This window comes from Streptomyces sp. NPDC003248 (genome assembly GCF_055563235.1).
Genome location: NZ_JBVHDT010000002.1, coordinates 148,008 through 173,799, shown reverse-complemented (window position 1 = coordinate 173,799; position 25,792 = coordinate 148,008). Strand labels below are relative to the sequence as shown.

Genomic DNA, 25,792 nt, shown 5'->3' with positions numbered 1-25,792 from the left:
GGGCCCCCTCCATCGTACGGTCGTACAGAAGGGGGCCCAGGGCCCGAGTACCTGTTACCCCGGCGGTCCGGGTGCCTCGGCGGTGCGGTTGCTCCCGCTTCCCGCTGTCCGGCTGTCCCGCTGTCCGGCCGCTCCGGCTGGCAGGGGCCGGCCGGCGGCGCCCTACTCGAAGCGCGCCGCCAGCAGGACGACGTCCTCCGCGCCGCCCGTGGCGTCCTGCCCGTCGGGCAGCACCGTCCGCAGGACGTGGTCGGCGATGGCGCCGGGGTCGTGCCGAAGCGGCCTGGGGACGCCGGCGGCGGCCGCGTGCAGCCGGGCGAAGGCCCGGTCGACGGGGTCGCCGGTGCGGTGCAGCAGCCCGTCGGTGTAGAGCAGGACGGTCTCGCCGGCCTCCGTCTCCAGCTCCGAGCTCGGCGCCTCCCAGCAGGCGAGCATGCCGAGCGGCGCGGAGACGGAGGTCTCGACGAACTCCGTGCGCCGCGCGCCGACGAGCAGCGGCGGGCAGTGGCCGGCGCCGGCCAGGGTGATCCTGCGCAGCTCGGGCTCGCAGTAGGCGAAGAGGGCGGTGGCGGAACGGGCGGGCTCGGTCAGCCGCAGCAGCAGCTCCAGGTCGGACAGGACGGCGACCGGGTCCTCGCCCTCCATCACGGCGTACGCCCTCAGGGAGGCGCGCAGCCGGCCCATCGCCGCGACCGCGCTCGGCCCGGATCCGCTGACCGAGCCGACGGCGAGGCCCAGGGCCGCGTCCGGCAGCGGCAGCGCGTCGAACCAGTCGCCGCCCGCGCGCGGACCGGTGCGGTGCCGGGCGGCGAGCTGGACGCCGGCCACCCTCGGCAGCCGCGAGGGCAGCAGCTCGTCGACCATCGTCGCCATGGCCGCGCGCGTGCGCTCCACCTCGACGATCCGGGCGAGGTGCTCGGCGGCGTGACGGACGTACAGACGGGCCAGGTGGCGCCGGCGCTCGACCGGTTCGGCGGGCTCGTCGTACAGCCACACGGCGGCGCCCAGCCCGCCCGCGCTCCCGGCGGTGAGGGGCAGGGCGTAGCTGGCGGCGTAGCCGAGGCGGGCGGCGACCTCGCGGTGGCGGGGGTGCAGGCCGTCCTCGGCGAACAGGTCGGGCTGGACGATCCCGTCCTCGCCACCGGGCAGCCCGTCGAGGATCCGGCCGTAGGGCAGGGCGCTGCGCGGCACGGTCTCGATGTGACCGAGATCGGCGCGCCCCAGACCGAGGCCGATCGTGGTGTCCGGGCCGAGGCCGTCGCGGGGTTCCAGGACGACGAGTCCGCGCCGGGCCCCCACGAGGGCGGCTCCGGCGTGCAGCAGTTCCTGGAGGGCGTCGGTCAGGGTGTCCGTCCTGGCCAGGCGCTCGGTGAGTTCGTGGAGCGTGGTGAGGTCCGAGACCCAGCCGGCGAGGCGGTCCTGGATGAGCGCTCCCGCGGCGGGGGGAGCCGGTGGGGCGGCCGGGACGACGGGCGCGGGCGCGACAGTGTGTGCGGGAGAGGGAACCGTTGAGTCGATTCCAGCCACTTTCGAAGGGTGAGGGGCGTTCATGGCGTCCGGCTCTCGGACCGGTGCGTATTGCGCGAAAACATCGCAGACCCCCATGTCATTCTGCGCCGCTGGCGGTGTCTCCACATGTACACGCACTCGTGAGGGGATGTCCAGCATTGTCCTGCGGGGATCGCTGGTGTCCGTGGGACCGGTGGGGATGTCGCGCACGTTGGTCCGGCTCCCTTGCAAAAAAGCAAAGTTGGCTTAAAACTGCCTCGGGTAAACGGTTATTGCGGTCGACTGGCCTTGCTCCACGGAGCGTCACAGCGGTCGTGATGGGTACGTACTCGGTAAGGACCAGGGGTCGTCGGGAGCCACCCGGAACCTGGTGACCGACCCGGGCGTCTTAGCCATCGACGACCGTGCCCCATCCTCCCGCGGCGGAGGCGGAGAGAACCACGCGCACGGCAAAACGCCAGACTTCGCCACCCCACGCCATGCCCATGTTCGAGGTGGGCGCAGTATGGACGGAGTGGCCGCGGAAGCAGCGGACGATCGAACCCCAGGGGTTCCCCTTGTCCATGACAGGGGTGTGATGCGCCAACAGGTACGCACAGTGAAGTGATCGACCCATGGTGTGATGTGGCCCACGGTGTTGCCAGCGGTGCAACGGAAAGGAACGAGCGCTCATGCGCGAGATCCTCGGAAGGCGACGCAGGCTCCTGTCCCAGCGCAGCGACGGGGGGCCTGAGTTGATCGACGCGGCCCTGACCTTCGCGACGGAATGGCAGTGGCCCGTGCTCCCGGGTGTGACGGCGGACCCGCAGGGACGTTCCCGCTGCGGCTGCCCCGACCCGGAGTGCTCGGTGCCCGGCGCTCATCCCTTCGACCCCGGCCTCCTCGCGGCCACGACCGACGCCCGCATGGTGCGCTGGTGGTGGAGCAACCGCCCGACGGCGCCGATCGTCCTGGCCACCGGGGGCACGGCCCCCTGCGCGGTCAGCCTGCCCGCCCTCGCCGGCTCCCGCGCGCTCGTGGCGCTGGACCGGCAGGGCATGCGGCTCGGCCCGGTCGTCGCCTCGCCCACCCGCTGGGCGATCCTCGTCCGGCCCTACTCGATGGAGCAGCTGGGCGAGCTGCTGTACGCCAAGGACTTCGTGCCGGGCTCCCTGCGCTTCCACGGCGAGGGCGGCTATCTCGCCCTGCCCCCGTCCGAGACCGGCCAGGGGGAGATCCGCTGGGAGCGGGCCCCGCTGCCCGGCTCGGCCTCGCCCTGGGTGCCCGACGTGGAGGCCGTGGTGGACGCGGTCGTCGACGTCCTCACTCGTACGGGTGTGAGCGCGCCCGAGTTGTGAGGGTGTCGGGCGTGCGCGGAGGGGACGCCCGACTTCGCTCGTTATCTTCCGCTCCATGAATATTCGTCTGCTCGCCCTCGGGGGCGCTGTGGTGTGCGCGGTCGCACTTCCTCTGGCCATGGCGTCCGCGGGGTCCGTGGGGGACGGCGGGGGGCCGGCGGTGCGGCTGCCCGCGGTGACCGACCGCGGTGCGGTGACCGAGAGCCGTACGGGCGTCGAGAGCCGTACGGATGCCGAGAACCGTACGGGTGCCGGCGGCGGTACGGACGGCGACCCGGCCACGGACGGCGACCGGTCCACGGACGGCGACCGGGGCGTGGACATCGACCGGGGGACGGACAGCGACCGGGGCAGGGATGGTGGTGACCACCGTGCGGACGGCGACGTCCGCGATGTGGACGGTGACCGTGGAATCGCAGCGGAGGGTCGAACGGGAGCGGAGGACGGGCGCCGTACGGAGGCGGACTCCCGCGCGGACGCCAAGGCGGCCCCCGCCGGTCCGTCCCGCTCTCCCCTGCTGCTCGGCCACGGCCTGGCCACCGCGGCCCGCTGCGGTCCCGAACTCAGCTCCCCCGACGGTGTCGAGGCACAGACCTGCGTGCTGGTCCAGGGCGAGGAGACATGGGCGCGCACGTACTACCGCAACGCGACCGGCCGGTTCCTGGACGCCGTTCTGAGCTTCATGGGACCCCAGGGGCGTACGGTGCGGATGCGTTGTGCGGTGGGCGCCGACGACGAGCCGGGGACCTGTGAGACGCCCCGCGAGCGACTCCGGGGCCGGCCGACGGATTACACCGCGGTCGCGGAGTTCGCCGCGGCGGCCGGCGCCGGGCCGCTGCTGTTGCGGTCCGGCAGCAACGCGGCGGGCGACGCGGCGGGCGACGCGTCCAGCCACTCGTTCGGCAACATGGCGGAGGCCAAGGGAAGTTGAGGCCGGGCGGCTGCCGTGACGGCGTGCGCGGGCATGCAAAGACCCGGTTGCTGGCGACGGGGGATGCACCAGCAACCGGGCTACTGGAACGGTAACAAGAGATCGGCCCCAGGCAAATTCGATCTCTTGTCTTCATTACCTTTCCGGACACCGGAAGATGGCCGCTTCCGGCCTCGACTCGCCCTGGTCGCCCGGTAGTTGTGAGCGGAGTCACGCCGGCCGGCCGTAGTGACGTGCTGACCGGTCGGTCAGCACGCCGGTGTCCGGGACCACGGTTCAGCTGAGCGTCACCTGTCGGTTGGTCAGACCGCCGCGCGCGCGGCGCTCGTCGGCGGTGAGCGGAGCGTCCGAGGCCAGGGCGGTGGCGAGACGCTCGGCGAACTCCGCGGCCGGCTTCTCCACGTCATCGGCCGAGACCCCGCTCGGCAGGTCCCAGACCGGCACCGTCAGGCCGTGCGCCCGGAAGGAGCCCACCAGACGGGTGCCCTCGCCGAGGCTCGAACGGCCCGCCGCGTGCAGCCGCGCGAGGGCGTCCAGAAGCCGCTCCTCCGCGTGCGGCATGACCCAGCGCAGGTGGTTCTTCTCCGGCGTCTCGCACCAGTAGGCGGCGTCCACGCCGGTCAGCTTCACGGTCGGGATCGCCGCCGCGTTGGCCCGCTCCAGGGAGGCGGACACCTCCGGCGTGGCGTTCTCCGGATCCGGCACCCAGAACTCGAAGCCGGCGTGCACAACTGGCTCGAACGCGCCTTCGGGGTCGAGCAGGTCCTGCATCCGCGGGCCGTCGGCCGGAGCGCGGCGGCCCTGCACGGGCGTGCCGGGCTGCGCCTCGAGGGCGCGCTGGAGCGTGTCGGCGAGGTCGCGGCTGAGGTCGCCCGACGCCGTGTCGTTCTGGAGACCGAGCAGGACGGAGCCGTCGTCGCGGCGCAGCGCGGGCCAGGCCATCGGCAGGACCGTGGCGAGCGTGACCGACGGGACGCCCTCGGGCAGTCCGTCCTTGAGCGTCAGCTCGACGGTGGCGGCCGGGACCAGTTCGCGCAGCGCCACCCAGTCGCACTCGCCCGGCAGGCCCTCGAACGGACGCTGCACCAGCTCGGTGACGGCGTGCGCGGCGGCCCGGCCGTGACAGGCCTTGTAGCGGCGGCCGCTGCCGCAGGGGCAGGGCTCCCGGGCACCGACGACCGGGATCTCCCCGTCGGTGATCTGCGGCCGGCCGGCCTTCGTCTGGGGTCGCTTCTTGGCCATCTGGGTGTCTCCCGGGTACGGCTCGTCTGGTACGGCGGGAGCCTAGCCGCTCGTCCGCTCCGTCACGGGAACCTGTGGACAACGGACGGGCTCGTGGACCCGGGAGAGTGCCCGGAGGTGACTGCGGATGGCCCTGAGACGGCCTCTGGGCCGGGCTGGCGGCCCATGCCGCCAGCCCATGCCGCCGGTCCATGCCGTCGGTCCGGGCCGTCAGTCCAGATCGTCGAACACGTCCGCGAAGTCCAGGCCGGGGATCGACACCACTGCGGGGGCCGTGATCCGGGAGGCGAAGTCGTCGCGTCGTCCGCCGGCGTCGGGGTCGTGCACGTCGTCGTGGACGACGACCCACACGGTGACCTCGCCCCGGGCGTCGTCGCGGACGCCCCAGTCGTCGGACAGTGCCGTGATGATGTTGAGTCCGCGGCCGCCGTGCGCGGTGACCGACGGGGTCGCCGGGGCCGGCCGGGTCGGACCGCCGCCGTCGGTCACCTCGACGACCAGGCGGCCGCCGGGATCCACGCGCCAGGCGGCCCGCACGTCACCGTCCCCGGCGAGGGCGTCGCCCAGGGGCCGGCCGTGCTTGCACGCGTTGCTCAGAAGCTCCGACAGGATCAGTACGGCGTCGTCGATGACCGCTTCCGGCACCCCGCCCCTGCGCAGTTGGTCGCGCATGCGGTGTCTCGCCTTCCCCACGCCCGCAGGGCCATGGGGTACGGCCATGCTTGACGACGTGGGCACCTCCTGTGCCACCACCAACGCCACCCCCGAGACCTCCTTCGCCCCACGCCACGGTGTGGATGCCCCATTGGCCTGTACCGGAAACCGGCCAATCCATGTGCTGTGGGGCACTCGCGACGATCGAATACGGACCGAACGCGCCGGAGCACTCCCCGTGACGGCACGGTCTGCGGTGGCTGGATTTTTTCGGTATGGCTGATAACGGAGGATCCTTCAGGTGGCCAGTGTGGTCAAGGGGTCTGAGAGGGACTTGTGCGACTTCTGTGGTTTCTCTCGGAGGTATTCCCCCGTCGCCGGGCCGCTCGTCTCAGCCCCTGTTCAGCCGGTGCAGCACCGCGCGCGGGCGGTTGGTGATGATGGCGTCGACACCCAGCTCGACGCAGAGGTCGACGTCCTCCGGTTCGTTCACCGTCCACACGTGCACCTGGTGGCCGGCCCGCTTCAGCCGCCGCACGTAGGCGGGGTGGCTGCGCACGATCCGGATCGACGGGCCCGCGATCCCCACGCCCGCGGGCAGCCGTCCGTCGCGCAGCCGGGGCGAGACGAACTGCATCAGGTAGACGGTCGGCAGCGTCGGCGCGGCGCTCCGCACGCGGTGCAAGGAGCGGGCCGAGAAGCTCATGACCCGCACCGGGGACTCGGCCGGCGTGGCCGGCGCGTCCAGGCCGAACCGCTTCAGCAGGAGCAGCAGCCGTTCCTCCACCTGTCCGGCCCAGCGGGTCGGGTGCTTGGTCTCGATGGCGAGCTCGACCCGCCGCCCCGCGTCGGCGACGAGCGCCAGCAGCCGCTCCAGGGTCAGTACGGAGGTCTCCTCGCGGTCCTCGGGCCGGACCTCCCAGTCGGGCTCCTCGCGCGCGTCCCGTGCTTTCCAGGAGCCGAAGTCGAGGGCCGCGAGGTCGGCGAGCTCCAGGGCGGAGACGGCGCCGCGGCCGTTGGACGTACGGTTGATCCGGCGGTCGTGCACACAGACCAGATGGCCGTCCGCGGTCAGCCGTACGTCGCATTCGAGGGCGTCCGCACCGTCCTCGATCGCTTTCCGGTAGGCGGCCAGAGTGTGCTCGGGGGCCTCTTCGGAGGCTCCTCGGTGGGCGACGACCTGGATCATGTGCTGCTGCCGTGCGTGGGTCACCGCGTCATGGTGCCACCGGGGCGGGGTACGCGTCCGGCGAAGGAATGCGGGCATCGGGGACCGGTCTTCTGAGAACCCTCTGAGAACCGCCTGAGATGTTCTGATGAAGTGCCCGAATTGCAGAATATTGCCCCATGTAAAGAATGGCCATGAACCCACAGCCACCGCTTATGGTGCTCTGACGGCCCGTGGGAAAAGCTGAGACGTACAAAAGCACATGCACAGCTGCAGCGCGCCGGGTCGACGAAAAGCGTGAACGAGCGTGACCGAGTGCGACCGAGGACAACAGCCGTGGATCGAGGAGAAGAGCTGTGAGCACCGAGAACGAGGGCACCAACGAGGGCACCACGGTTCCCCCGGCCCCGTCCGCACCCCCCGTGCCGGTGGATTCTCCCTCGGCCGCCCCCCAACCGCAGTCCCAGGCACAGCAGCCGCCGCAGGCGCAGCCGCCCGTGCCCGACACCGGCGCGCCGCGGGGTGACTGGCCTCCGCCCACGGTTCCCCAGGGTGCCGCCGCGCCCGGCTCGTCCGCGCCGGAGGCCCACTGGCCGCCGCCCCAGCCGCCGGCCACTCCGCCGTACGCCGACGGCCTCGGCGGGAATCCGGGGCAGCCCGGCCACCCCGAGCAGCCCGGCCACCCCGATCACGTCGCCCCCACCGCCCCCACCGGCCCCACCGCGCACTTCGACCACGCAGCCCCCTCCGACCACGCGGCCCACGCCGCCGGTGAGCCGGTCTGGGGTGCCGCCTACCAGCAGCCCGCTCCCCCCAAGGCCCGTCGCGGGCGCGGCGCGCTGGCCGCCGCGGTCCTGGTGGCCGCGCTGGTCGCCGGCGGCCTGGGCGGTGGTCTCGGCTACACCCTCGCCAAGAACGACGACGACTCCGGCTCCACCACCGTCTCCGCCTCCGACAGCGGCGGCTCGGTCAAGCGCGACCCCGGCACGGTCGCCGCGGTCGCCGCCACCGCGCTGCCCAGCACGGTCACCATCGAGGCCGAGTCCAGCAGCGGTGAGGGCGGCACCGGCACCGGCTTCGTCTTCGACACCCAGGGCCACATCGTCACCAACAACCACGTGGTGGCCGACGCGGTCGACGGCGGCAAGGTCACGGCCACCTTCCCGAGCGGCAAGAAGTACGACGCCGAGGTCGTCGGACACGCCCAGGGCTACGACGTGGCGGTCATCAAGCTCAAGAACGCCCCCTCGGACCTGAAGCCCCTGACGCTGGGCGACTCCGACAAGGTCGCCGTCGGCGACTCCACCATCGCGATCGGTGCGCCCTTCGGCCTGTCCAACACGGTGACGACGGGCATCATCAGCGCGAAGAACCGCCCGGTGGCGTCGTCCGACGGCACCGGCAGCTCCTCCTCCTACATGAGCGCCCTGCAGACGGACGCGTCCATCAACCCGGGCAACTCCGGCGGCCCGCTGCTGGACGCCAAGGGCAACGTCATCGGCATCAACTCCGCGATCCAGTCCACCGGCAGCGGCGGTATGGGCGGCACCAGCCAGTCCGGCTCGATCGGCCTGGGCTTCGCCATCCCGATCAACCAGGCCAAGTACGTCGCCCAGCAGCTGATCGAGACGGGCGAGCCCGTCTACGCCAAGATCGGCGCCTCCGTCTCCCTGGAGGACACCGCGGGCGGCGCGAAGATCACCGACGAGGGCCAGAGCGGCTCCGCCGCGGTCGAGTCGGGCGGCCCCGCCGACAAGGCCGGCCTCGAGCCCGGCGACGTCATCACCAAGCTCGACGACACGGTCATCGACAGCGGCCCGACCCTGATCGGCGAGATCTGGACCCACCAGCCCGGCGACAAGGTCACCATCACCTACGAGCGCGACGGCAAGTCCCACACCGTGGAACTCACCCTCGGCTCCCGCGAGGGCGACAGCTGATCCGGCCCACGCGCGCGTAGCTCCCCGGTCCGGCCACGACCGAACCACACGCGCACGTGCCCACCCGTTACTCTTGTCCCCGCGCCGCGGACCACCCACGGCGCGGGGAGGCGTGCCCGAGCGGCCGAAGGGAACGGTCTTGAAAACCGTCGTGGCAGCGATGTCACCGTGGGTTCAAATCCCACCGCCTCCGCGCAGGTAGAAGCGTCGCAGGTCAGAAGGGGTGCCTCTCACTGAGGGGCACCCCTTCTGCATGGAGCCTGTCTCACGTTGATCCGGCCGTGTCGCGTTCTGGATCAGTGCGTGTGGACCAGGCGTGGACCGGAAATCGGCTGACCGAGGCCGGGAACCCGCTGGTCAGCGGCCTAGTGCGGTCCAAAGCGTGGACCATGCCCAGGACAGCGAGAGGCGCGCCAGCCTCACCCTGGTAGGGGTGAGGCTGCTGGCGCCTTTGGTCGGAGTGCCGCCCGGTCTATTCGCCGTCGTCAGCCTCCAAGGCCCTCTCGATCTCTTCGTTCGCGCGCGCTGCTGATTGCGGTGGAGCGCGTTGGCGTAGAAGCGGAACAGGACTGCGATGCTGTGGCCAGCGCGTGGAACAAGTTCCTGTCCGATCGGCACGGTAGGGGCACGGAACCTTTGACGGCAGCGGGAGTCCATAGGATGACGGACGGGGCGGAGCCGTAGCGCAGAGGTCGTCGCGCGCGGTCTCCAAAATCGCGAGGACGCCGGTTCGAATCCGGCCGGTTCTGCCTTCCCGCCCGTCCTACCGTTGACGTGAGGTGCAATGCCGGAGGCTTGCGACTTTGCCGAGTTGCTGTGCTTCGGAGCCTTCTAGCCAGAGTGCCGATCCGGCCCGAGGCGTGCAACGTGTCGGTGGGGGAGCCGACCACGTGAACGATCCGGCGCTGGTATGCACTACCTACTCCGCCGCAGTCGGGCGGGGACGAGGCGGGCCTGCCCGAGTGGCCGAAGGGGTGTCTCTCTCCGGAGGGGCACCCCTTCCACGTGGGCCTGTCTCGCCGTGAGGTGGGTCCGTCGCGAAGGGGAAATCAGGGGCGCGGGCCTGTGGTGTACGAAATCATGGACCATGCGACCGGATGACTGGCACCTCACCGACGACGTGAACGACTTCCTCGCCCGAGCCGGGGACTTCCTGCGCTCACGGCCGGGCCCGCACGTCATGCAGCTGACGTGGGCCGAGAGAGTACGAGCGCGTGGGGCGGAGGCGTTCGGCACCGGAGCTCCTGTCTTCGGCGCGCTGGAGCGAGCGGGCGAGGTCCGCGCCACCTTCCACTACCTTCCGCCCCGCGGGGTGGGCCTCTCCCCTCTCTCACCCGATCAGGCCGACTCGCTCGCCGCTCGCCTGGCCGCCCTCGGCCACGTCCTTCCCTCCGTCGGCGCGGACCACAGCACCGCCACCGCTTTCGCCGAGGCGTGGCAGCGGCACACCGGGGCGACGCCCGAACTCCGTGACACGAGACTCCGTCTGTACCGCCTCGGCACGCTCACCCCACCCGAGCCGCTGCCGGCGGGCCGGGGCCGTGTCCTGGGCGAGCAGGACCTCGAACAAGTCATGTTCTGGTGCGGCGAGTTCGCCAAGGCCGTCGGGGAGGACGTCTCCATCGACGCCGACACGTGGGCCGACACGCGCTTCGCCGACAAGCGCTACACGCTCTGGGAGACCCCGGACGGCACGCCCGTCTCCATCGCGGGCATGAACCCGTTGATCGGTGGCCAGATCCAGGTGGACATCGTCTACACCCCGGCCCACCTGCGCGGTCGCGGCTACGCCGGCGCCGTGACGGCGGAGGTGAGCCGGGCCGCGCTGGCCGCGGGCGCGAGGGACGTCGTCCTCTTCGCGGACCAGGCCAACCCCACCAGCAACGCCCTCTACCAGCGCCTCGGTTATCGCACACTTAGCGACTGGGCGGCGTACGACTTCTCGTACACCGCACCGGACGTCGGTTGAGCGGGGCCGCCCACTCGGACCCCGTCAGCACCGTGAACGGGCCGCGCAGGCCGGTTCCGGTGCGGCGGGCGGGGGCGTGCCCAGCCCGCCGTGGGTAGGCTCCCGGCATGTATCCGGTCACCCGCTCCGGTGCACGGCTGAGCCTCCGTGAGTTCGCCGCCGACGACGTCGACGCGGTGCACGCCGTTTACGGCAGCCCCGAGGCGACCGCGCACCTGTCGTTCGAGCCGCGCACCCGTGACCAGGTCGCCCGGACCCTGAGCCGGTCCGTCGCCGCCGCGACCGCAGCCCCGCGCACCGAGTACGCGCTCGCCGTGGTCGAGCGGGCGACGGACCGGCTGATCGGCTTCGGGCGTCTGGCCACCGACCCGCACCAGCAGGGCGGAGCCACCCTCGGCTTCGCCCTGCGTCCGGACGCCTGGGGCGTGGGGTACGGCGTGGAGACGGTGCGGCTGCTGCTCGGCGTCGGGTTCGAGGACCTGGGCCTGCACCGCGTCTGGGGAGCGAGGTCGCCCCTCAACGAAGCCTCCGCCCGGACGATGGCGGCCGTCGGCATGGTCGAGGAGGGCGTGATCCGCGAGCACGTGCTGAAGGGCGGGGCCTGGCGGGACTCCGTCGTGCACGCGATCCTCGACCGCGAGTGGCGGTCCGCCGGCGGGAGGGCGGCGGGGGTGCGCTGACGCGGAGGGTGGCGGCAGAGCGCTGACGTGGACGGCGGCGGGGACGGGGGGCGAGGACGGGGGCGGGCGACGTCCCGTTTCCGGTCCCGTCAGGTCTCCCGTCCTCGCCCTGTCAGGCGTCGTGCCGAGGCCACCGTCGTGCGCGCCTCGCGCTCGGTCAGTCCGGTGCGTACGGCCGCGGCGACGAGAGGCTCGGCGAGGGCCGGGCCGATGCCGTCCTCGTAGGCCCGGCAGGCCGCCCAGAACAGCCGGGTGTTGCGCTGGCCCTCGTGGGCGGCGAGGACGAACCGGACCAGGCCGCGCCCGTGGGCACCGCCCGCCGTCGGGGGCGTGGAGGGGTGCGGACGGGGCGGGGGGAGCAGAAGCAGCAGGAGGGCGCGCGGGCAGCGCGCGGGGGCGAGGTGCGCGGTGCCGGGGGCGGTGGCGTACACGCCGTGTGCGGTGCGGGAGCCGGGGCCGACGAGGTAGCCGCCGGCGCCCCGGATGTCGATGCCGGGGGCGAGGCGGCCGGCCGAGTTGGGGACGGCGACGTCCGGTGGGCCGGTGAGCCAGAGGTGGCGGCCGCCGGACGGGGTGAGCACGACGACCGTGGGCGGGATCGTGAAGAGGTGGCGAAGGGCCAGTTCGCGCAAGGCGGCCGTGGAGTCCGCGCCGGGCTTGGTGTCCAGGTCGACGCCGATCAGGTGGTGCGGGGGCCGGCCGCAGGCGATGCCGTAGCCGGTGGCCCAGGGGGCGGCGGCGAACAGTGCGCGCAGGCGCGCCGGGTCGGTGGTGGCGTCGTACACGCCGTGGCCGGGGCGGCCGCACTCGCCGTGGCAGGGCGGGGCGGCCGGGTCGTCGCGGTGGGGGGAGCGCAGGGCCGGGAGTTTCGTCCGGGACAGGGGGATGACGGCCAGGCCGCGTTCGGCGGCCGCCAGGGCGTGGGCGAGGACCGGCGGGGTGGCCTGCCGGGAGTTCCGGTCGGTGGTGGCCATGGAATCATGTTCGTACGCGCATTCGAATTAGGGAAGAGGGGCGGGTGGCGACGCGCCGAAGGCGGCCCGCATCGGCCGGAAGGATGGCGGAACGCTTCACCTCTTGGGGGGCTTGGGGAGTGGGGTGTCCGGCTTGCCCGGGGTCGCGGTGTGCCGGGCAGGAAAAGGGGCGAAAGGGGTTTATCGACTTGTCATCACGCTTGCGTGCGAATGGTGCTGTCCGAGGTGGTTCGCCGGGACGCGGTGGGCAACTCTGGTCTCGCGACGTCGTCACAGCGCCGGGACGGTCGGCCAACTGCCTGGCGGAGAACCCTCATCCATGGTTTCCGGATTTCTGGAGGAACAGCATGGCAAGCATCCGTACCGCCCGCGTCATCGCCGCCGTCTCCGCCCTTCCGCTGGCCGTCGCCCTGTTCACCGGCGTCGCGGTGGCGGACAACGGCGGCTTCGCGGACGACGGATCGAACGCGGGTGTCGCCAGCGTCGTGGGCAGCGGCGTCGGTGACGACAACAACGGCAACTCCTCCACCACGCAGCAGAACGCGGTCGGGTGGGGGGCCTCGAACCAGAGCAACACCGCGCAGGTCGACGACTCCGCCTTCACCTCCGTCAACCAGGGCAACGGCAACGTGGTGCTCACCTTCGCCCCGCTGTGGCTGTGACCCGCATGACCTGAGGGGGCGGTGCCCGGCCCGCCGATCTCCGTGTCGGGTGTGCTTCGTGGGGTGAACGCGTTCCTGCGCGGCGGTGCTTCGGTACCGCCGCGCAGGCGCGTTCCGCCCCTTCCCGTGGCCGGCGCCCCCCAGGGGTGAACCCCGGTGCGCATCTCCCGCTCGTCCACCCTCAGGAGGTGGGGCGGGCCCCACTCCTACAACCTGAGGGGGACTCCGCTTCGGCACCTGCGGGCGATCCGCGGGGCCGGGGCGGCTCCTAGCGTGGAGGCATGACCACACCCGTCTGCACCAGCGCCTCGAAGGGCATGACGCGGCCCTCCCCGTACCCGTCCTTCTCGTCGTACGTCAGGGCCCGTCAGCCGGTGCTGCTGCGCACCGCCCGGTCGCTGACGGCGAACCCGAGCGACGCGGAGGACCTGTTGCAGACCGCGCTCGCCAAGACGTACGTCGCGTGGGAACGGATCGAGGACCACCGGGCGCTCGACGGCTACGTCCGCCGGGCCCTGCTGAACACGCGTACCTCGCAGTGGCGCAAGCGCAAGGTCGACGAGTTCGCCTGCGACGAGCTGCCGGAGCCGGAGCCGCAGCCCGGGGACGACGATCCGGCCGAGCGGCAGGCGCTGCACGACGCGATGTGGCGGGCGATCATGAAGCTGCCCTCCCGGCAGCGGGCGATGGTGGTCCTCCGGTACTACGAGGACCTCAGCGAGGCGCAGACCGCGGAGGTGCTCGGCGTCTCGGTGGGCACGGTGAAGTCGGCGGTGTCCCGCGCCCTCGGCAAGCTCCGCGAGGACCCCGAACTGGACGTCGCCCGGTGAGCCGGCCCGGCGCGGACGCTTCGCGCACCGCACCCCGAACGTGACCTGATCGATCGGCGCCCCCTAGTGACATACCGCGCGGTATGTGCGCAGAATCAGCGCAACCGTTACCACCGCGTAGGCAATGTCGCCGCACCTGGGAGGACGCCGTGCTGAGCACCATGCAGGACGTACCGCTGCTGATCTCGAGGATCCTGACCCACGGGTCGACGATCCACGGCACCTCGCAGGTGACCACCTGGACCGGCGAGGGCGCCCCGCAGCGCCGCTCCTACGCCGAGATCGGCGCCCGCGCGGCCCAGCTGGCGCACGCCCTGCGCGAGGACCTCGGGGTCGTCGACGACGACCGGGTCGCGACCTTGGCCTGGAACAACGCCGAGCACGTCGAGGCCTACTTCGCGATCCCCTCCATGGGCGCGGTCCTGCACACCCTGAATCTGCGCCTGCCTCCCGAGCAGCTCATCTGGATCGTCCACCACGCGGCCGACAAGGTCGTGATCGCCAACGGGTCGCTGCTGCCGCTGCTGGCCCCGCTGCTCCCGCACCTGAAGACGGTCGAGCACGTGGTCGTGACCGGCCCCGGCGACCGCTCCCTCCTCGCGGGCGCCAGCGCCCGGGTGCACGAGTACGAGGACCTCATCGCCGGCAAGCCGGCCTCCTACGACTGGCCCGAGCTGGACGAACGCCAGGCCGCCGCGATGTGCTACACCTCCGGCACGACCGGCGACCCCAAGGGCGTGGTCTACAGCCACCGTTCGATCTACCTGCACTCCATGCAGGTCAACATGGCCCAGTCGATGGGCCTGACCGACCAGGACACGACACTGGTCGTCGTGCCCCAGTTCCACGTCAACGCCTGGGGCCTGCCGCACGCCACCTTCATGACCGGCGTGAACATGCTGATGCCGGACCGTTTCCTCCAGCCCGCACCGCTCGCCGAGATGATCGAGTCGGAGAAGCCGACCCACGCCGCCGCCGTGCCCACCATCTGGCAGGGGCTGCTCGCGGAACTGACCGCCAGGCCCCGCGACGTCTCCTCCCTCACCCAGGTCACCATCGGCGGTTCGGCCTGTCCGCCCTCCCTGATGACGGCCTTCGACGGCCTCGGCATGCGCGTCTGCCACGCGTGGGGCATGACGGAGACCTCCCCGCTCGGCACCATCGCCCGCCCGCCGGCCCACGCGGTCGGCACCGACGAGGAGTTCGCCTACCGCCTCACCCAGGGCCGCTTCCCGGCCGGCGTCGAGGCCCGCCTCACCGGTCCCGGCGGCGAACGCCTCCCCTGGGACGGCGAGTCCGCCGGCGAACTGGAGGTCCGCGGTTCCTGGATCGCCGGCGCCTACTACAACGGCCCGGACGCCGACCCGCTGCGTCCCGCCGACAAGTTCAGCGAGGACGGCTGGCTGAAGACGGGCGACGTCGGCACCATCTCCCCCGACGGCTTCCTCACCCTCACCGACCGCGCCAAGGACGTCATCAAGTCCGGCGGCGAGTGGATCTCGTCCGTCGAGCTGGAGAACGCGCTGATGTCCCACCCGGACGTCACCGAGGCGGCCGTCGTCGCCGTCCCCGACGACAAGTGGGGCGAACGCCCGCTGGCCACGGTCGTACTGAAGGAGGGCTCCAGCGCCGACTTCGAGACCCTGCGCGCCTTCCTCGCCCAGGAGGGCAAGATCGCCAAGTGGCAGCTCCCGGAGCGCTGGACGATCATCGAGGCGGTCCCGAAGACGAGCGTGGGCAAGTTCGACAAGAAGGTGCTGCGCCGGCAGTACGCGGAGGGGGCGCTGGACGTCACGCGGCTCTGACGGCGCGCGGTCAGGGGTGGTGCGCGCAGCCATGAGCGGCGGCCATTGAATGGCGCGAGGCCATTGAATGGCGCGCGGCCACTGAAACGGCGCGCGGCCACTGAAACGGCGCGCGGCCACTGAAACGGCGCGCGGCCACTGAAACGGCGCGCGGCCACTGCACGACGCACAGCCACTGGGCGGGTCCTCGAAGGCCTGCCCAGTGGCCGCTGTGTGTCTCAGGGTGCCGTTGTCACGGCCCCACCGTCACCGCCGTACCGCGGTGCTCCCCCACCCCACCGCCAGCCACACCGCGGCCACCGCGACCACGCCGCTCCAGCCCCAGTGGGCGAAGGCGAGGCCGGCCAGGGCCGAGGCGGTGGCGCCGCCGGCGAAGCCCGCGACGACGTAGGCGCTGTTGGCGGTGGCCGGCTCGGAGGTGGTGGTGAGGGCGAGGGTCTGGTTGGCGACGTGGGAGGCGACGAGGGCCGCGTGGATGGCGATCGCGGCCAGGAAGAGCGCCGGCATCACCCGGCCGCCCAGCCAGAACAGCGGCACGGACACGGCGGCGAGCAGGTACGCGGTACGGACGACCCGGGCGGCGCCGAAGCGGTCGACCAGACCGCCGGCGAGCGGCGCGACGACGCTGGCGGCGAGGCCGAAGAGACCGAAGAGGCCGGCGGTCGCGGTGGACAGGCCGTAGGGGCGGCCGGTCAGCAGCAGCGCCAGCGACGTCCACAGGGCGCTCCAGGCGCCGTACATGCCGGCCTGCCGCACGCACGCCCGCCACAGGTCGGACGAGTGGCGCACCAGGCCCGGCATGTCGCGCAGGCCGGTGAAGAGGCCGCCCGCGCGGCGTCGGCCGCGTTCGGAGGGCAGGGCGGCGGCGGTCAGCAGGCCGAGCGCGGTGGTGAGGACGGCCGCGCCGGCGAACACCGCCCGCCAGCCGAAGGCCTGTCCGGCGAGTCCGCCGAGGACGCGGGCCGCGACGATGCCGGTGAACAGCCCGGCGACGACCGCGGCGACATGGCGGGCGCGGTGGTGGGCGGGGGCGCGTTCGGCGACCAGCGGGACGAGCAGCTGCGGGACGACGGTCGCCGCGGAGGCGATGAGCACGGCGGCGGCGAGCGCGGTGGTCCCCGCGGCCAGGGCGCCGGCGACCAGCGCGGCCGCGGCGACGAGGGACAGCACGGCGACCAGCGGGCGCCGGTTGACACGGTCCCCGAGCGGGGCGAAGAAGAGCAGGCCGGCGGCGTAGCCGAACTGGGCGACCGAGGCGATCCAGGCCACCGCCGACGACGTGGAGCCGAAGTCCCGGGCGATGAGGGGGAGCAGCGGGGCCGCGACGTAGATGTTGCCGGCCGTCACGGCGGTGCAGAGGGCGATGAGGGGGAGGAACAGGCGGCCGGAGAAGAGGCCGGTGTCCCGGGCGGGCGCCGGGGCCGGCCGGGCCGTGCGGCCCTGCTCGGTGTCCTGGACCCCCGGGGCCTGCGGGGCCTGTCGGATCTGCTGCGGGCTGGCGGACGGCATGGCGGCGGATGCTCCTTCGAGTCGGCGCTGAGTGCCGAGCACTAATAACCAACCAGTTGGTTGGACGAGAGGGGGAACAGTCTCGAACGGTCGTCCATTCCCTGTCAACCAACCAGTTGGTTGCCTGGCGTGGCTACCATGTCCCCATGGCAACGAGCAGCCCCCGCGGCACCACCCCTCGCGACCCCGAGGCCACCAAGGCGCGCATCTTCGAGGCCGCCGTCGCCGAGTTCGCCCGGTACGGCATCGCGGGCGCCCGCATCGACCGCATCGCCGCCGAGGCGAGGGCCAACAAGCAGCTCATCTACGCGTACTTCGGCAACAAGGCGGAGCTGTTCACCCAGGTCCTCGGCCGCTGCATGGTGGACCTCGCCGCCTCCGTCCCCGTCGACCCGGACGACGTCGAGGGCTGGATGGACCGGCTGATGGACTACCACGCCACCCACCCCGAACTCCTGCGCCTCCTCTACTGGGAGGGCATCGAGTACGGCACCGCCGACCTGCCCGACGAGACGGAACGGCAGGAGCACTACGCCCGCAAGGTCGCCGCCGTCCAGGACGGCCAGGACCGCGGGGTGATCAGCGACGCGATCCCGGCCCGCGACCTGATGTTCCTGCTGGTCGCCCTGGCGAACTGGGCCACCGCCGTACCGCAGATGAGCCGCATCCTGGTGGGCGGCGAGGACGACGACCGCGCCCGCCTGCGCGCCTCCGTGAAGGAGGCGGCCCGCAGGCTGGTCGCGCTCTAGGGCGCTTCTGACGGATCTCCGCGGCGTCGCGCCGCCGCTCAGTTGGTGCCGATCCGCGCGAGCAGGTCCACGATCCGGGACTGGACCTCCGCGCTGGTGGACCGCTCCGCGAGGAACAGCACCGTCTCGCCGGAGGCCAGCCGGGGCAGGTCCGCCTGGTCGACGGCGGCCGTGTAGACGACCAGCGGGGTGCGGTTGAGCTGCTGGTTCGCCCGCAGCCAGTCGACGATCCCGGCCCGGCCCCGGTGCACCTGCATCAGGTCCATCACCACCAGGTTCGGCCGCAGCTGCGAGGCGAGCGTGACCGCGTCCGCGTCGCTCGCCGCCCGCGCCACCTGCATCCCGCGCCGCTCCAGCGTCGCGGTCAGGGCCAGCGCTATCTCCGCGTGCTCCTCGATCAGCAGCACCCGCGGCGGATGCTGCTCACTGTCCCGCGGGGCGAGCGCCTTCAGCAGAACGGCGGGATCGGCGCCGTACGCCGCGTCGCGCGAGGCCTGTCCGAGCCCGGCCGTGACGAGCACCGGCACTTCGGCGGCCACCGCGGCCTGCCGCAGCGACTGCAACGCGGTCCGCGTGATCGGTCCGGTCAGCGGGTCCACGAACAGCGCGGCCGGGAAGGCGGCGATCTGCGCGTCGACCTCCTCGCGCGAGTGCACGATGACCGGCCGGTAGCCGCGGTCGCTGAGCGCCTGCTGGGTGCTCACGTCCGGAGCCGGCCACACCAGCAGCCGGCGCGGGTTGTCCAACGGCTCCGGCGGCAGCTCGTCGTCCATCGGCTGCGGCCGCGGCGGGTCCGCCACCTCGACGGCACCGCCCGGCCCGTCGAGCGGTTCGGGCCCCTCGGCGGCGTTCTCGTCCGGCGCTCCTATGGCGTACGAGCGGCCGACGCCCTCGGTCCCGGGCGCGGGCCGCGCCTGTCCGGCCGGCGCCTGCCCCGGCAGCGGCTGCCCCGCGAGGGACGGCTGCGGAGCGCCGGGCGCCACCGCCCCCTGGGGTCCGGCGGCCCGCGGCACGGACGCCCGGGGCTCGGACACCTGCGGCACGGGCGCCTTCGGCACACCGGGCTGCGGTACGGCGGGCTGCTCGGCCGACGGGTGCGGACGGGCCGCCTGTTCCGGTCGCGCGTCCGGGTCGGGCGGCGTGCCCAGCTTGCGCCGCCGCCCCGAACCGCCGGGCGAGTGCGGGGCCGGGGTGGCCGTGGACGGGGGCACCTGCGCCTGCGGGACCTGCGGGACCTGCGGGACCTGCGGGACCTGCGGGGCCTGGGCGGCCTGGCGGGTGAAGGGCACGCCCTGGCCGAGCGTACGGACGCTGATCGACCGGCCCTGCGTGGAGTTGGGGTCCACGCCCGCGGCTGCTGCGGCTGCTGCCGCGGCCGCTACGGATTCGGCGGGCAACGGCTGCGCGGCACGCGTCTGAGCCGACGTCTGTGCCGGTGCTTGCGCTTGTGCCTGTGCGACGGCCTCGGGCGGGAGCGGGGTGCCCGTGCTCGGGGTGTTGGTGCTCGACGGCGCGGTGCCCGGGGCGGGCGCACCGGGGATCTCGGCCGCGGCAGCCGGGGCCGCCTCGGCGGGCAGGGGCTGCCCCGGAGCGGGCGGCCGGCCCGCGGGAGCCTGCGCGCCGGGGGCCGGTACGGCCGGGGCCTGGACGGAGTCCTGCGCGGGCACGCCGACCTGCCCCGACGCCGGCGGCAGCGGAGCGCCCGCGGGCTGGGCGAGGGCGGCCGGCTGTCCGGGCACCGGCTGACCGGCGGCCGACGGCTCCGGCAGGGGCTGCGCGGGCACCGGCTGGCCGGGAACGGGCATCGATTGACCGGGGACCGGCACCGGCTGACCCTGCACGGGCACCGGCTGAGCGGGTACGGGCACGGCTTGCCCGCCTCCGGCCACACCACCCTGCGGACGAGCCGCCTCACCGGCCCCACCGGGCTGCTGTCCGACCGCGGCCCGCTGCCCCGGCACCGGCACCGCTCGACCGGCACCGTCCTGGACCTGCGCCTGCCCTTCCACCTGGGCCGCCTCCGCCGTCGGCGGGGACACCGCCCGGCGCCGACGGCCGGTCGGAGCGTTCGTCGGATGCGGCTGCGGCGGCGTGTGGTCGTCGTCCTGGCCGTGCGGTACGGCGTCGTGCCGGCCGTGGTCGTGCGACGCGTCCTCGGCCACACCCTGCACGGACGCCACGGCCTGCGACGGAACGGGCATCTGCCCCGGCACCGGCTGACTCTGCACGGGCACCGGCTGGCCGGGAACGGGCATCGATTGACCGGGGACCGGCACCGGCTGACCCTGTACGGGCACCGGCTGACCGGGAACGGGCACCGGCTGACTCTGCACGGGTACCGGCTGACCGGGAACCGGCACCGGCTGGCCGGGAATGGGAAGCGGCTGCCCGGCAAGGGGAACCGCGGTGCCCCCTGGGGGCACAGGAGAAACCCCTGGGGGCACGGGAGAGGCCCCGGGCGGCACGGCGGCCGGACCCTGCCCCACGGCGTGCCCCGCGGCCTGCCCCCCGGCCTGCGCCTCGACGGCACCGTCCGGTCCGTCGGATGCCCGGTCCGCCTCGGCCGGCGGCAGGGCGAACACCGTACGGGGCCCCGCCTCCTGCGCGGCGGCCCGTTCCGTCGCCGCGGCCAGGGCGCGCCGTCGGCGTCCCGTCGGCTCCGCGCCCTCCGCGGGATCCTGCGCCTCGCCGCCCGCGACCGCGGGCAGGGCGGCCGGCAGGGCCTGCGGTTCGTCCGCGGCCCGGCGCACGGCGGGCTGGGGCACTCCCTGCGGCGGAACGGTGCCGCCGAGGCCCGTACCCGACGCGGCGGTGCCCGCCGCGTGTTCGGCAGCCGTCACGACGGCCCCCTCGGCCACCCCGGTGCCGGCGCCGCCGCCCTGACCACCGCCCTGACCGGCAGGTTCGGCCGGCCGCCCACGCCGCCGCCCGGTTCCTCCGGAGCCACCGGTGGCTCCACCGGTGCCACCGGGAGCCTCCACGTCGTCCACCGGACCGGCGGCCGGCACCTCGTCGGCGGCCAGGGCGCGCCGGCGACGCCGTCCGGTCGGCGCGACGGACTCCGCCTCGGCGCTGTCGGCCGCACCGGCGCCCGCGCCCGCGACCTCGCTCTCCAGGAAGGCGTCGACGGACGACCGCCGGGCCCGCCGCCGCCCCGCGCCGGAACCGTGCCCGGCCTCGGCACCCTCCGCGGCGCCCGCTTCCGCCCTCTCGGACGTCATCGCCGGCACCTGGCCCTGGGCCGGTGCGTCGGACGCCGCCGCCGGCAGGGCGACCGCGCCGCCGCCCGCGGGGGTCTGTCCGGCGGCGACCGCCCCCGCGCCCCCGCCCAACGGCACTTCGAGGACGTACGCGTTGCCGCTCATCCCCGGCACCTCGTGCGTCTGGAGCACACCGCCGTGCGCCCGCACGATCCCGCGCACGATCGGCTCGTGCACCGGGTCGCCCCCGGTGTACGGCCCGCGTACCTCGATCCGGACCACCTCACCGCGCTGCGCGGCGGCGACCACGACCGTGTTGTCCATGTAACCGCCCGCCGAGACGGGCGCGTTGCCGGTGGCGTCGACGCCGGCGACATCGGCCACGAGGTGCGCGAGCGCGGTCGCGAGGAGCCGCGCGTCGACCTCGGCCTCGATGGGCGGCGCGTGCACGGCGAACTGCACCCGCCCCGGCCCGACGAGCTCGACGGCCCCGTCGACACCGGCGGCGACGACGGCGTCGAGCATCACCTTCGTACGGTGGATGCCCTCACTGCCGGCGTCGAGCCGCTGGTAGCCGAGGACGTTGTCGATGAGGGTGGTGATGCGCGCGTAGCCCGCCGAGAGGTGGTGCAGCACCTGGTTGGCCTCGGGCCACAGCTGCCCCGCGTCGTCCGCGGCGAGCGTGGACAGCTCGCGGCGCAGCTCGTCGAGGGGCCCGCGCAGCGACCGCCCCAGCAGGGTCAGCAACTGCTCGTGCCGGGCGGCGAGGGCCTCGTACCGGTCCTTCTCGCGCTCCCCCAGGGCGGCGTAGCGCTCCTCGCCGGCGGACAGCTCCTCCGCGTGCCGCTCGCGCAGTTCCTCGAGCTCGGTGACGTGCTGCTGGCGCAGGGCGGTGAGGTCGGAGGCGTGCTCCTCGGAGAGCGTTTCCAGCTCGTCGGCGTGCTTCTTCTCGAGGGCGTCCTTCTCCTCGGCGAGGGTGTCGAAGGGCCGCCGGTCGGTGAAGGTCATCACGGCGCCGACCAGCTGGTCGCCGTCCCGCACGGGCGCGGTCGTCAGATCGACGGAGACCTTGTCGCCCGACTTCGACCACACCACCTGCCCGCGCACCCGGTGCTTGCGCCCGGACCGCAGGGTGTCGGCGAGCGGCGACTCGTCGTACGGGAAGGGCGAGCCGTCGGCGCGCGAGTGCAGCATGAGCGTGTGGAGCTCCTTGCCGCCGAGATCGCTCGCCCGGTAGCCCAGGATCTGCGCGGCGGCCGGATTGACGAGCACGATCCGCCCGTCGGTGTCCGTCCCCACGACCCCCTCGGACGCGGCCCGCAGGATCATCTCGGTCTGCCGCTGGGAACGCGCCAGCTCCGCCTCGGTGTCGACGGTTCCCGACAGGTCGCGTACGACGAGCATGAGCAGCTCGTCGCTGGCGTAGCCGTAGCTGTCGTAGGCCTGCTGCCCGTTCTCCAGGTTCGCGCTGGTGACCTCGACGGGGAACTCGCTGCCGTCCGTCCGCCGTGCGACCATCCGCGTCGGCTTGGTCCGGCCGCGCGGATCCATGTGGTCGGGCCGCCGCATGGACCCAGGGATCAGCTTGGAGTCGAACTGCGGCAGCAGATCGAGGAGCCCCCGGCCGACGAGCGCGGTACCGGGCGCCTCGAACGCCTCCAACGCGATCGTGTTCGCGTTCACGACGGTCCCGTTGGCGTTGACCAGCAACAACGCGTCGGGAAGCGCGTCCAGTATGGCTGCGAGGCGAGCAGCGCCTCGGGATGGCCTGCTGCTCACGAGTCGCTTCCTCCCTGTTACCGCACCTTGCCGACCGCTCGGGCCATCTTGCCAACCGTCCCGCAGCGTGTCACGCGAGGGAGTCTAAGGGCTGGGGCGGTGCTCGGGGCGCCGGATGAGAGGGAGCTCGCACGACGAGGTGACACGGAACCCGTGACCACCCGCCCCGGCTTCGCGGCACCTTCGCGCGACGTTTACGGGACGGATGCCTCGGCCATGAGCGAGCTGTGCGAGCGGCGGCCGCGGCCACGGACGCGGCCACGGCGCCCTCACCCTCACGGTGTTCACCGTGCTCACCGCGCTCACCGCGCGACGGCCGGCCCCACGTCCGGCAGCAGCGGCACGAACCGGTCCCACCGCTCGATCGCGCACCCGTCGCGGCGGTCGTACGTCGCGTCGACGGTCCGCCCGGCCCACCGCCCGGTGACGCGTGCGGTGGCCGGCCCGCCGTACTGCATGGTGCACATGCTGCCGTCCGGCACCGGCGCGAAGACGTCCTCGCCCCACCGAGTGTTCCGGTCCACCGCCCGGCAGGCTCCGGGCGCGTCCGGGTGGCTTCCGCGGTCCGGACGGCAGTACACCTCGAACGTGCCGTCCAGCCCCCGCCCCGCTCCCCTCACGGCGACCGTGAGGTGATCACCTTCCCCCGGCGACGCGTGCGCCACGGCCGGCCCGGGGCCGACGGCCAGGGAGCCGAGGAGGACGGAAACGGCGGAGAGGGTGAGGCCGAGCCGACGGAACGGCGTGACCTGGACCGCGGTGTCGAGTGCGACGGGCAACATGCCCTGACTAACGCCTCGGCCACGACGACGTTCCGCCCCGCGAAGTCTTTGCCCTGCGGCCCGACTGCCTAGTACCGTAGAGGCCGATTGGTGACACGACGCTCGACTGTGTCATCATCTGCACGCACCACTCGCACACACGCGAGGGGATGTGCTGGAGGCGTCGCCTAGTCCGGTCTATGGCGCCGCACTGCTAATGCGGTTTGGGCCTTAAAGCCCATCGAGGGTTCAAATCCCTCCGCCTCCGCCCTCACCGAAGCCCCGGTCCTCCCGACCGGGGCTTCGTCGTTGCCCCGCCGGAACCCTCTGGAACCCCCCTCGTGGACGTTTCCGCAGGTCACAACGGGTGCGGGAATCGGATTTCACATGACGGCGGCAGTCATGTAATGTTCTTCCTGTCGCCGCAAGCGGGCCGGAAGGGCCGGGAGCGGAAAGACAAAAAAAGAAGAATGACAAGCACTCGTAGCTTAACGGATAGAGCATCTGACTACGGATCAGAAGGTTGCAGGTTCGAATCCTGCCGAGTGCACACAGGTCAAAGGCCCCGCCGGTTCGCCCGGCGGGGCCTTTGACATCAACGGGTGACGTCAACGTCTACGTCGGTCGCAGTGACGACGTCATCAAGGTCTCCGACTACAAGATCTCGTCTTCGGGATCGTCGCCCAACGCGTCGTCCATGCGATCAGTGGCGGCCTTGAGCGTCGTGCTCATCACGTGCGCGTAGGTGTCCAGTGTCATCGTGATCGTGCTGTGCCCGAGCGTCTCCATGATCGTGCGAGCGTCCACGCCCTGTGCGAGCAGGAGAGAGGCGCAGGTGTGCCGAAGATCGTGCACCCGCACGCGTCGCACGCCGGCGTCCCGGCACGGGATGGTGAGCATCCGGTTCAGACCGCGCGGGTCCGTGACGCGGCCGGTCGGCGTGGTGGAGATCAGCCCGTCGGGCTGTCCCGGCGCCGGCTGCCACTTCTTTCCCGCGACCATGCGTTCGCGCTCCTGCCGGGCTCGGTGCTCTGTGTGGGGTCCCGAAGATCAGCTCACGGCGGATGCGCTGGACGTTCCGGGCGGATGGGTGACGCTTGGAGCAGCGGCCCACGGCGCAGCACGACCGCTTGCCCTCGGGGCGCTCCGCGTCCGCACCCCGCAGGCAGCACAGGCGGGAGTCCGCGAACTCCGCGAGGAACCGGCGCACGTCCGACGGCGACAGCCGGTGCAGCCGCTTCTTGCCGAGGGCGGGGCGGATGTACAGGCGGGTCAGACCCTCGTAGCTGTTCAGGGTGGACGGCTTGAGCCGTGCGGGTGCGATGGTGGCGAGCCAGTAGGTGAGGTGGTCGCCGAACGCCATGGTGGACTCTGCCGCGGGAATGCCCTGGCGTGTCTTCTCCTGCAACTCCGTGAGTTTGTCGGCCACTTCCTTGCGGGTCTTGCCGTAGACGAACTTCCGGGTGCGGGGTGCGGGGTGCCGTCGGGGCGGTGGACGTAGGCGGCGGCGTGGTAGCGGCCGTCCGGTCTGGGGCGGATGACTGGTTGGCAAGTACATCTCAAAACTGACTGTGGGCTTATGTGAGATATCACCCGTGCAGGTGCCATCGGGAGGCGTGGCGTGTGGGCGTTTGGCGGCCCGGGCATGTACGCGGCAGGCCGTGCATATGCAAACGGCCCGGTCGGCGCAGCCGATCAACACGCCCCCCGATGACATGCCCGGCTTGGCTATGCCTGCCTGCCGTCAAGGGGAGTTGGCACCAGCCGATGTTCAAGCCCGAAGGGAGAAACCGATGCCCCACCAGGTAGTGCGAGGGAACGTCAGCAAAGAAGGCAAGCGCGAAGACGGCCGCGGCTTCAAGGTCCTCAAGACCGGCGCGGGCACCTACGCGATCCTCTTCAGCGAGGAGTTCCCGGAGACGCCCACCATCACCGTGACGATCCGCGGCGACTACAACCTCGTCGACAACGCTCACGTCGCCGAGGTGAGCACCGAGCAGGCCATCATCAAGACGGGCGACTACTACGGCGCCCTGAGCGACCGCGAGTTCGGGTTCATCGCACTCGACTGACACCGTCAACGGGCGGGTCCC

19 protein-coding genes, 4 tRNA genes and 1 pseudogene are annotated in these 25,792 nt (G+C 72.9%); 14 read left to right on the top strand and 10 right to left on the bottom strand.

Going from position 1 to position 25,792, the window contains the following annotated elements; all coding sequences use genetic code 11:
* Window positions 1-162: 162 nt before the first annotated feature.
* Window positions 163-1,668: a PP2C family protein-serine/threonine phosphatase gene (locus ACZ3KJ_RS06125; protein WP_467525753.1), complete on the bottom strand. Its 1,506-nt coding sequence runs from the start codon at window positions 1,666-1,668 to the stop codon at window positions 163-165.
* 512 nt (window positions 1,669-2,180) lie between these two features.
* Here ACZ3KJ_RS06125 and ACZ3KJ_RS06120 point away from each other — a divergent pair.
* Together ACZ3KJ_RS06120 and ACZ3KJ_RS06115 are read left to right on the top strand one after the other, a co-directional pair.
* Entirely contained in the window at window positions 2,181-2,846 is a 666-nt protein-coding gene (locus tag ACZ3KJ_RS06120; protein ID WP_389518924.1) for a bifunctional DNA primase/polymerase, read from the top strand.
* A 394-nt stretch (window positions 2,847-3,240) separates the two neighbouring features.
* Complete coding sequence (locus ACZ3KJ_RS06115; protein WP_467525751.1) at window positions 3,241-3,777, top strand: hypothetical protein; 537 nt, start codon at window positions 3,241-3,243, stop codon at window positions 3,775-3,777.
* A gap of 276 nt (window positions 3,778-4,053) precedes the next feature.
* Here ACZ3KJ_RS06115 and ACZ3KJ_RS06110 read toward each other — a convergent pair whose 3' ends face one another.
* The 3 genes from ACZ3KJ_RS06110 to ACZ3KJ_RS06100 form a co-directional block, all read right to left on the bottom strand.
* Window positions 4,054-5,019: a DUF5926 family protein gene (locus tag ACZ3KJ_RS06110; RefSeq protein WP_467525009.1), complete on the bottom strand. Its 966-nt coding sequence runs from the start codon at window positions 5,017-5,019 to the stop codon at window positions 4,054-4,056.
* A gap of 210 nt (window positions 5,020-5,229) precedes the next feature.
* A complete protein-coding gene (locus ACZ3KJ_RS06105; protein ID WP_389518921.1) occupies window positions 5,230-5,781 on the bottom strand; it encodes an ATP-binding protein in 552 nt (183 codons plus the stop codon).
* Between the two features lie 283 nt (window positions 5,782-6,064).
* The gene (locus tag ACZ3KJ_RS06100; protein ID WP_467525008.1) at window positions 6,065-6,886 is read right to left on the bottom strand and encodes a glycerophosphodiester phosphodiesterase; all 822 of its coding nucleotides are present in this window, start codon (window positions 6,884-6,886) and stop codon (window positions 6,065-6,067) included.
* A gap of 311 nt (window positions 6,887-7,197) precedes the next feature.
* On the opposite strand from ACZ3KJ_RS06100, the gene ACZ3KJ_RS06095 reads away from it, so the two are divergent.
* The 5 genes from ACZ3KJ_RS06095 (at window position 7,198) to ACZ3KJ_RS06075 (ending at window position 11,430) form a co-directional block, all read left to right on the top strand.
* The gene (locus tag ACZ3KJ_RS06095; RefSeq protein ID WP_467525007.1) at window positions 7,198-8,781 is read left to right on the top strand and encodes a S1C family serine protease; all 1,584 of its coding nucleotides are present in this window, start codon (window positions 7,198-7,200) and stop codon (window positions 8,779-8,781) included.
* 106 nt (window positions 8,782-8,887) lie between these two features.
* Window positions 8,888-8,974 (top strand) — tRNA-Ser (locus ACZ3KJ_RS06090).
* A 481-nt stretch (window positions 8,975-9,455) separates the two neighbouring features.
* A tRNA-Trp gene (locus ACZ3KJ_RS06085) sits at window positions 9,456-9,530 on the top strand.
* Between the two features lie 338 nt (window positions 9,531-9,868).
* Window positions 9,869-10,750: a GNAT family N-acetyltransferase gene (locus ACZ3KJ_RS06080; protein WP_467525006.1), complete on the top strand. Its 882-nt coding sequence runs from the start codon at window positions 9,869-9,871 to the stop codon at window positions 10,748-10,750.
* A 107-nt stretch (window positions 10,751-10,857) separates the two neighbouring features.
* Window positions 10,858-11,430, top strand: coding sequence for a GNAT family N-acetyltransferase (locus ACZ3KJ_RS06075; RefSeq protein ID WP_467525005.1), 573 nt, complete (start codon window positions 10,858-10,860; stop codon window positions 11,428-11,430).
* 89 nt (window positions 11,431-11,519) lie between these two features.
* Here ACZ3KJ_RS06075 and ACZ3KJ_RS06070 read toward each other — a convergent pair whose 3' ends face one another.
* Window positions 11,520-12,404 (bottom strand): bifunctional DNA primase/polymerase, encoded by an 885-nt coding sequence (locus ACZ3KJ_RS06070; protein WP_467525004.1) that lies wholly within the window; start codon window positions 12,402-12,404, stop codon window positions 11,520-11,522.
* Between the two features lie 347 nt (window positions 12,405-12,751).
* Between ACZ3KJ_RS06070 and ACZ3KJ_RS06065 the strand changes: the two genes are divergently transcribed.
* From ACZ3KJ_RS06065 to ACZ3KJ_RS06055, 3 genes are all read left to right on the top strand, one after another.
* Window positions 12,752-13,066, top strand: coding sequence for a hypothetical protein (locus tag ACZ3KJ_RS06065; protein WP_467525003.1), 315 nt, complete (start codon window positions 12,752-12,754; stop codon window positions 13,064-13,066).
* Between the two features lie 281 nt (window positions 13,067-13,347).
* Entirely contained in the window at window positions 13,348-13,896 is a 549-nt protein-coding gene (locus ACZ3KJ_RS06060) for a SigE family RNA polymerase sigma factor (protein WP_467525001.1), read from the top strand.
* 149 nt (window positions 13,897-14,045) lie between these two features.
* Entirely contained in the window at window positions 14,046-15,701 is a 1,656-nt protein-coding gene (locus ACZ3KJ_RS06055; protein ID WP_467524999.1) for a long-chain fatty acid--CoA ligase, read from the top strand.
* 246 nt (window positions 15,702-15,947) lie between these two features.
* On the opposite strand, the gene ACZ3KJ_RS06050 is transcribed toward ACZ3KJ_RS06055, so the two are convergent.
* A complete protein-coding gene (locus ACZ3KJ_RS06050; RefSeq protein WP_467524997.1) occupies window positions 15,948-17,210 on the bottom strand; it encodes an MFS transporter in 1,263 nt (420 codons plus the stop codon).
* Between the two features lie 146 nt (window positions 17,211-17,356).
* On the opposite strand from ACZ3KJ_RS06050, the gene ACZ3KJ_RS06045 reads away from it, so the two are divergent.
* Entirely contained in the window at window positions 17,357-17,959 is a 603-nt protein-coding gene (locus ACZ3KJ_RS06045) for a TetR/AcrR family transcriptional regulator (protein WP_389518912.1), read from the top strand.
* A gap of 38 nt (window positions 17,960-17,997) precedes the next feature.
* Here ACZ3KJ_RS06045 and ACZ3KJ_RS06040 read toward each other — a convergent pair whose 3' ends face one another.
* Window positions 17,998-22,938 (bottom strand): hybrid sensor histidine kinase/response regulator, encoded by a 4,941-nt coding sequence (locus ACZ3KJ_RS06040; protein WP_467524995.1) that lies wholly within the window; start codon window positions 22,936-22,938, stop codon window positions 17,998-18,000.
* A gap of 302 nt (window positions 22,939-23,240) precedes the next feature.
* Complete coding sequence (locus ACZ3KJ_RS06035) at window positions 23,241-23,720, bottom strand: SSI family serine proteinase inhibitor (protein WP_467524993.1); 480 nt, start codon at window positions 23,718-23,720, stop codon at window positions 23,241-23,243.
* Between the two features lie 156 nt (window positions 23,721-23,876).
* On the opposite strand from ACZ3KJ_RS06035, the gene ACZ3KJ_RS06030 reads away from it, so the two are divergent.
* Window positions 23,877-23,967: transfer RNA gene (locus ACZ3KJ_RS06030), tRNA-Ser, on the top strand.
* Between the two features lie 209 nt (window positions 23,968-24,176).
* A tRNA-Arg gene (locus tag ACZ3KJ_RS06025) sits at window positions 24,177-24,249 on the top strand.
* A 104-nt stretch (window positions 24,250-24,353) separates the two neighbouring features.
* On the opposite strand, the gene ACZ3KJ_RS06020 is transcribed toward ACZ3KJ_RS06025, so the two are convergent.
* On the bottom strand, window positions 24,354-24,701 hold the full coding sequence (locus tag ACZ3KJ_RS06020) for a tyrosine-type recombinase/integrase (RefSeq protein WP_467524992.1): 348 nt from the start codon (window positions 24,699-24,701) through the stop codon (window positions 24,354-24,356).
* 250 nt (window positions 24,702-24,951) lie between these two features.
* Window positions 24,952-25,062: pseudogene (locus tag ACZ3KJ_RS06015) on the bottom strand (hypothetical protein); the annotation flags it as partial.
* A gap of 430 nt (window positions 25,063-25,492) precedes the next feature.
* On the opposite strand from ACZ3KJ_RS06015, the gene ACZ3KJ_RS06010 reads away from it, so the two are divergent.
* Window positions 25,493-25,771 (top strand): hypothetical protein, encoded by a 279-nt coding sequence (locus ACZ3KJ_RS06010; RefSeq protein WP_467524991.1) that lies wholly within the window; start codon window positions 25,493-25,495, stop codon window positions 25,769-25,771.
* Window positions 25,772-25,792: the final 21 nt, after the last annotated feature.